This is a genomic window from Micromonospora sp. MP36 (genome assembly GCF_008119785.1).
Classification (GTDB): Bacteria; Actinomycetota; Actinomycetes; order Mycobacteriales; family Micromonosporaceae; genus Micromonospora.
The window spans coordinates 22,228-28,227 of the sequence record NZ_VSFA01000094.1; the positions used below are offsets into that span (position 1 = coordinate 22,228).

The following is a 6,000-nucleotide window of genomic DNA, read 5'->3' on the forward strand; positions in this document are numbered from 1 at the left end:
CGCTCCGATCGGTCTGGTCGGTCATCGACCCACCGCCTTCACCGCCCGGCCGAGGCCGGGCACCGATCGGGTGACCTGCTGCACGACGATCACCCGCACCGCCGCGCCAAGCAGGTTCCCCCCGCGACCCCCGCCGGTGGCCACGTAGCGGCGCATCAGGGACGGGACCCGCAGGGTGGTCCAGAGCATGACCATGACGACGAACAGGTTGATCACCCCGCCGGGTTCGACCGGCAGTCCGAGCACAGGCAGCAGATGCTGCGGATCGGTGAGCATCCACTGCCCCGCGTAGAGGGTGAAACCCTGCACCACCGGCACCGCCAGCACCCCGGCGTACGAGCGCCACCACAGGCGCGCCAGAGGGTCGGTCTGCGGCAGCGCGTGGCACGCCAGGGCGAGGGGCGCGGCGGCGGTGAGAACGAGCACGACGGCGAAGCGGACGATCACACTGAACGCGGTACCTGCGAGCAGGACAGCGATGATCGCCACGCAGATCACGAACAGCAGCACCGCCGTCGTGTCCCGCCCCGCCGTGATGTGGGTCTTGATCGCCTCCAGCGCGCCGTCGCTGTCACCCGCGGGTGTGGCGAGCGCGAAGGTAAGCGCGTTGGCGAGGTCGATGAGCATGCCGCACCACAGCTGCGAGAAGTGCGCGGCGACGAACCCGACGATCAACCTCGGGAACAGGTCCTTGACGGTGTAGCGGGTGGCCTCGCTACCACCGGCGGTCATCGTCAGCACCCCGGCGGCCACGAAGGCCAGGACGAAGACGGTGTCCACGACGAGCACCGAACGGCCGGTCAACGCCTGCACCTGCGGCAGGCCCGTGACCTTCGGAGTCACCAGCAGCACCTCGCTGATCACCCCGAACAGGGCGTCCAAGGCCGCGAGGATCGCCGCCGCCAGCCAGTCAAGAATCTGGTCGAGCAGCCAACCCATGGTCAGCCTCCGACGATGCCGCGGACGACCTGCAGCAGGACCGGCGCCAGCACGGCGAGGCCGTAGCCGATCAGCGCGTTCTTCAACGCCCCCTTGGCCTTGTCGACCTGAGCCGGATCACCGCCGGCCGTCGCCCAATAGACCCCAGCGAGGACAAGGAACAGGGTGGCGAGCGCGGCGAGGAGGCTCATCAGCCAGGTCTGCAGGTTGCCGATCACGACCGGCAGCGGATTCGGTCCACCGTCCTTCGGCTCGGCGGGCGCGGCGTAAACGGCGACCGGCGCAGACAGGAACAGCGCCACCATGGCGGTCACCATGGCGGCACGGCGAATGAATCGGAAGCGGGTGAGGGCACGAAGACGTGCCAGGATGCGGAACATGGGCGATTCACCTCCGGCCCCGGCTGCCGTGTGCGGCGCGGCGGGGCGATAGCGGGCGGTCAAAGAGGCAGACCGCCGCCAGGGGACGCGGGCACGGACAGCACCACGAACCAAGACCGTCCCCGGGAGGAGCTCTCCTCCCTTGTCGGGTAGCGGTGTTCGATGAGGTGTCAGCGCACCAAACTGCGCGGCACCCGAGGCGTCCAGTACGCGGGCGGCCGACATGATCCCGCCCCCTGACGGCGGGCGGAAGCACCGTCCGGGTCCGGCCTCATGGCCGCCGTCGGGGGACTTCCGCACCCTCAAACCGGTCCCTGTCAGCCCTGGCGAACACCCCGAGGCCTGACACGGAACTGACAAGGCCCTCACAGGAGCGCCGCCGGGTCTGACGGAGCAGCTCAGCCGCCATCTCTTTGCCGACCCCCTGTGCGGACCGCCCGCGAACAGTCCCCTACTTGTTCCGTCGACTCAGCTCACGCCAGGTGCTCTCTCGCCGCTGCTCTCAGCCGCCGCTTTGCTGTTGGCATAGGTCCAAATGGCCTTCGTCGGTACGGAGTTGTGGTTATGGGCGGGCTGCTCGGCGAACAGTAAATCTTCTAGCTCCTTGGATGGCCCCCGCTCCGCCAGCAGCCAGGCACGCACGCGCCACGCCGCGGCGCCGAGGATCTGAGGAGCCCGCTCGATGAGCTGGTCACGATCCAACAGCGGCAGGAGCTCCGGCAGCGTCTCGTCCAGGCGGCGGCGCACCTGCTCCGATACTTGGGCCGCCGTCACCTCGTCGGCTATCCGCCACTGGTCATCGGCTGGCGACAGGCGGCTGAACCCAATCCGCTGCCGCCAGGTGCCGTGAAAATGCCGGGGAAGCTCCGAGGCGGGCAGCCCGTACTGCTGCCGGTCGCGTTCCCACTTCGGCGCCAGCACCAGGGCCATGTTGATGTAGAAAATCTTCTCCCACTTTGTGGAGTGGTCCGACGTCTGCAGTTCGATGATGAGCGCGTCGCCCTCAGGGGAATACCGGCGGAACACCCGGCCCTTGCCACGTTTGAAGCCGTACCCGGCGAGCTGATCCCCGAGGGCCGTCACGAAGGCGTTGAACATCGGCTGAAGGGACATCAGCGAGGGCTCCTTGTCAGCTACGTGCTACCGCTGACCGATGCGGCGTGACTGAAGGTACAGCCGGTTCCCGGTGGCGGATCGGACTACTGCGAGCGGTGCTGAGGCCAGCGTGAACGAGGACGAGCCCGCTGCGCAGGAACCCGTGCCGGACCCCAGGCGGGCCAAGGGCAAGAAACGATCGGGCGGCAGGAAAGGCCAAGAAGTAGCCGGCGACCGGGCACAAGCCGGTTGATGGCACGCGCCCGCATTGCCCGATCTTGGAACATCGAAGGCCCTGGCTGGGGCTGTCGCCCCTGGCCAAGGCCTTCGCGCCTGGAACGGTACGATCTTCACCGCCCACGGGTACGACACCCATCAACCGTGAAGCCAGCCGGTCGAGGACGGACCGGGGCCGTGTCGACGTGGGACATTGAGCGGGCCTGGTGAGGAGTCTGGCCATGATCCGGCGGATGGACCCGCTCGCCCTGCTGGCGATCGCCATGCTCATGCCGAGCGGTATTTGGGGGCTGTGGGAGGGTGGTGCGTCGGCGGCGGTTCTGGGTCTTCCGTCGATCGGCACGCTGGTGCTGCTCATGTACCTCGCAGGGCCGGCTGCCTTCGTGGCGGTGACCCGCACGCATGTCGTCGTCGGCAACCCGCTCGTCAGGTACAGCGTTCCACGGTCACTGGTCGACGGCGTCCGAGGGATCGATGGGCTCAGCATCGAGCTGCGGGTCGCCGGGCACTCGCCGATTCCGATTGCTGCCCTAATACCTGGCGTGGGCGGTCACAACCGGTTGACCCCGGGCGGATACCGCAGGCGTTTCAACGAGATCACGGCGCTCTTGGACGAGACGCCGGCGACGCTCTCGGCCGGCACGGTGGTGCGCCGGTACCGCTATGCCCACCTCTTCCTCTTGGCGGTGGACGTGCTGGCTCTGGCCGGGATGGTGCTCTACATCAGCACCGACCCATTCACCAGTGCATAGGACCGCACCGGAGCACGGAACAGCCAGAGGTACTTCCCGCGGGACATCAGCCCCTGGACAGGTCAGCCAGTCCCTATTGGTGGTTTTCGCCCACCCCATCGCAGGTTTGCGAAAGCGCTCAAGCGGTCGTGATACCCGAAGCGCCTGCGGTCGGCGGCCGGCCCGGTTGCGTCTCGTGTCCGCTCGTGCCCGCTGCGCGCCACGGTTACTGGCCCACGGATGGCCCATGGTGGCCTTCTCATTAAAAGAAGATCGCGGATGGCGGGTAAGGGGTTCGCACCCCTGCCCGGTACATCCGCTGTTGTCGGGTAGCGCCGATGTCTGCGGGTCCTCTTGGCTGTATGGCCGGCCGACGCGTGGCCAGGGAGAGCCCTAGGCTGACGCCCATGCCGGCGGAGCACGAAGTGATTGACCTAGACGAGCACGATCACCGGCCGGCGGAGTCGGGCGGCATCACCCCTGACCGCCTCGTGGCCAGACGAAAGATGAATGTAAGGCTTGTCGCTGCCTTCGTGGTCGGCGCTGTGCTCGGCGGTGTCGGGGTCAGCGAGCTGCGAGACTCGCGGGACGAGCGGGAGCGGAATGCTTCGGTCTCGCTCGTGGCCTTCCCTGAATCCAGCATTAGCCGGCGTACGGACATCACGACAATCCCGGCCGTCGTTCAGATGGACGGGCGACTGGCAGTGATCAACGCTGGCCCCGCGCCGATCACGGTTCGTGCGGCTGCGGGTCAACGACCCGGCATCCAGGTCCGTGACACCGGCCAGTCTCGGCTGCTACGCCCTGGCGGCACCGGCTGGATCGATGTCCAGCTGCGCATCGAGTGCTCTACCGCGTTCGAGAGCGAGCCGTTGTCGATACGGTTCTCGGTCGAGACCGCCGACCGACAAATCAGAGAGGTCAGCTACCCCGTCGCCGTAGAAGGAAGCGCCTGGGACCGGGGGGCCGAGCAGCCATGCACGTTCATCACCGACTTGGCGAAGCGTGCCGGCTAGCGCTGAAGCGGATCTCCTCGTCGGGCAGTCGTAGACCTTCCCGCGGCACGGCGTGGTCAGGCGGCCACAGTTGTCGCTGCTGCGGCTGTCCGGGCGCCGGCGGTGGCACGCGCGGCGCGGGTCCGTTTCCGGTGTGTGGCGGTCGCGGCCAGTTGCGCGGCGGCCTGCGGGGATGCGACGCCGGTCAGTAGCCCGCTGGCCAGGGCGTGGGCGATGCGCTGGTCGATGCGCCGGGCTCGCATGCGTAGGGCGTCGACGGTGATGCCCATAGCGGCGGCGATCGGTTCGATCGCCCGTCGGCCGAGGCGTAGGTCGATGTAGGGCTGCTCGTCGCAGGCGTCGAGGAGTCCCAGCCCGACCGCCCGTTGCACCAGTAGGTCGGGATGGCCGTAGGGGACAGTGGGGGTGCGGGGTCCGACGATGCGCTCGACGTCGTCAACGGGCACCGCTTCGCCGAGGCGTTGGCGCAGCTCGTATCCGGCTCGCCAGGCGGCCATGCACAGCGACGCGTACGGCGCCGGCTTCGACAGGTCCGTCCGGTCGCGCAGCGCCGCCAGGAACCCGGTGAGGATTTCCGCGTCGATGTCGTGGGCTTCGCCGGACCAGCCGACGCGCAGCTGGCCGGCGCAGCGGCGCAGCGCTGGCATTGCCATGCCCGCTGCGGCGACCACCCACGCCGGCCCGTCAAGGCGTGCGCGCAGGACCAGCTTCCGCCACACGGCGTCACGGGCTGTGTAGGCGCGTGGGTGCGTCAGTAGCCAGTCGCGTAGCGCCGGCAGTGTCATGACACCCGCGGGCAGGCCGCTGCCACCGCCCAGCTTGTCAAGATCGAGTGTCATCGGGTCGGGGTCGCGCGTCAGTGCCGCGAAGGCGGCGTCGACGGCGTCCAGCGGGGAGTCAGGCCAAGCGGTGTCGGACACTGTCATGTCAACAACTCCTTGTCAGCGAGGGGTGCCGATGACACGTCGATGCGTGCCATACCGGGTTGCGACAGTGATTGCGCCACGACGGCCTCACCGACCTCTGACAGCGCAGCTCACCACGTCGACACCGGTGGCCGCGACGGCCTCCGTCGCTGAGGCCGCGGGACGTGGCCCCGCGGCAGCGCTGAGCGTTCGCGATCGCGGTGATCTGACAGTGCCGCCCTGACCTGGGCGTACCCACCTCGGCAGGCTCCTGGGCAGGGTCTGTCGGCGCGAACGGACGCCGTGGCCGCCTCGCCGCCGCGGGATCTGACAATGCGGCGGGAACTTTGACAGACGCCCCCTGTCAGACCAGGGCGGGTCTGACGCCAGGGCCGTTGTCAGACGCTGCCGGACTGACAGTGAGTCCGCTGTCAGCCGGTCGGTCTGACAGAGGCGGTGCCGGCAGGCTGGCGCGTCTGACAGCGCGGGATTGGCATGACACGACGCGCGCTGCCAGCGGCGCGCGAGGTGACAATGGCATCCACGGTGCCCGTCGACGTAATTACCGGTCGGAATGACATGCCGACGTCTGACAGCACGGGCCGCCCTCGCCATGTCATCGATGCTGCTCGCTGACATGGCGGGCGTTGTCCATCACGCTCGGTGTCTGGCAGCGGCCTCAGGTACCGCAAGTGCT

General features: G+C 68.4%; 6 protein-coding genes. 2 read left to right on the forward strand and 4 right to left on the reverse strand.

All coding sequences use genetic code 11. The features are described from left to right. Positions 1-21 precede the first annotated feature (21 nt). The 3 genes from FXF52_RS33395 to FXF52_RS33405 all read right to left on the reverse strand — a co-directional run bounded on the left by FXF52_RS33395 (position 22) and on the right by FXF52_RS33405 (position 2,432). Positions 22-939 (reverse strand): conjugal transfer protein TrbL family protein, encoded by a 918-nt coding sequence (locus FXF52_RS33395; RefSeq protein WP_148803146.1) that lies wholly within the window; start codon positions 937-939, stop codon positions 22-24. A gap of 2 nt (positions 940-941) precedes the next feature. After that, positions 942-1,319 carry a pilin gene (locus FXF52_RS33400; protein ID WP_148803148.1) on the reverse strand — a complete coding sequence of 126 codons (378 nt, stop codon included), beginning with the start codon at positions 1,317-1,319 and terminating at the stop codon, positions 942-944. A gap of 468 nt (positions 1,320-1,787) precedes the next feature. Further along, positions 1,788-2,432, reverse strand: a complete 645-nt coding sequence (locus FXF52_RS33405) for a DUF4304 domain-containing protein (protein ID WP_148803150.1) — start codon at positions 2,430-2,432, stop codon at positions 1,788-1,790. A gap of 440 nt (positions 2,433-2,872) precedes the next feature. Here FXF52_RS33405 and FXF52_RS33410 point away from each other — a divergent pair, with 440 nt between their 5' ends. Beyond that, entirely contained in the window at positions 2,873-3,403 is a 531-nt protein-coding gene (locus tag FXF52_RS33410; RefSeq protein WP_148803152.1) for a hypothetical protein, read from the forward strand. Positions 3,404-3,789: 386 nt separating this feature from the next. Further along, a complete protein-coding gene (locus tag FXF52_RS33415) occupies positions 3,790-4,398 on the forward strand; it encodes a hypothetical protein (protein WP_148803154.1) in 609 nt (202 codons plus the stop codon). Between the two features lie 56 nt (positions 4,399-4,454). Here the strand turns inward: FXF52_RS33415 and FXF52_RS33420 are convergent, their stop codons facing one another. After that, on the reverse strand, positions 4,455-5,324 hold the full coding sequence (locus FXF52_RS33420; protein WP_148803157.1) for a hypothetical protein: 870 nt from the start codon (positions 5,322-5,324) through the stop codon (positions 4,455-4,457). Positions 5,325-6,000 lie beyond the last annotated feature (676 nt).

What these genes read in the sequence shown, in the direction of transcription:
- FXF52_RS33405 (WP_148803150.1), bottom strand. Translation starts at nt 2,432, where the DNA reads ATGTCCCTTCAGCCGATGTTCAACGCCTTCGTGACGGCCCTCGGGGAT.
- FXF52_RS33415 (WP_148803154.1), top strand. Translation starts at nt 3,790, where the DNA reads ATGCCGGCGGAGCACGAAGTGATTGACCTAGACGAGCACGATCACCGG.
- FXF52_RS33395 (WP_148803146.1), bottom strand. Translation starts at nt 939, where the DNA reads ATGGGTTGGCTGCTCGACCAGATTCTTGACTGGCTGGCGGCGGCGATC.
- FXF52_RS33400 (WP_148803148.1), bottom strand. Translation starts at nt 1,319, where the DNA reads ATGTTCCGCATCCTGGCACGTCTTCGTGCCCTCACCCGCTTCCGATTC.
- FXF52_RS33420 (WP_148803157.1), bottom strand. Translation starts at nt 5,324, where the DNA reads ATGACAGTGTCCGACACCGCTTGGCCTGACTCCCCGCTGGACGCCGTC.
- FXF52_RS33410 (WP_148803152.1), top strand. Translation starts at nt 2,873, where the DNA reads ATGATCCGGCGGATGGACCCGCTCGCCCTGCTGGCGATCGCCATGCTC.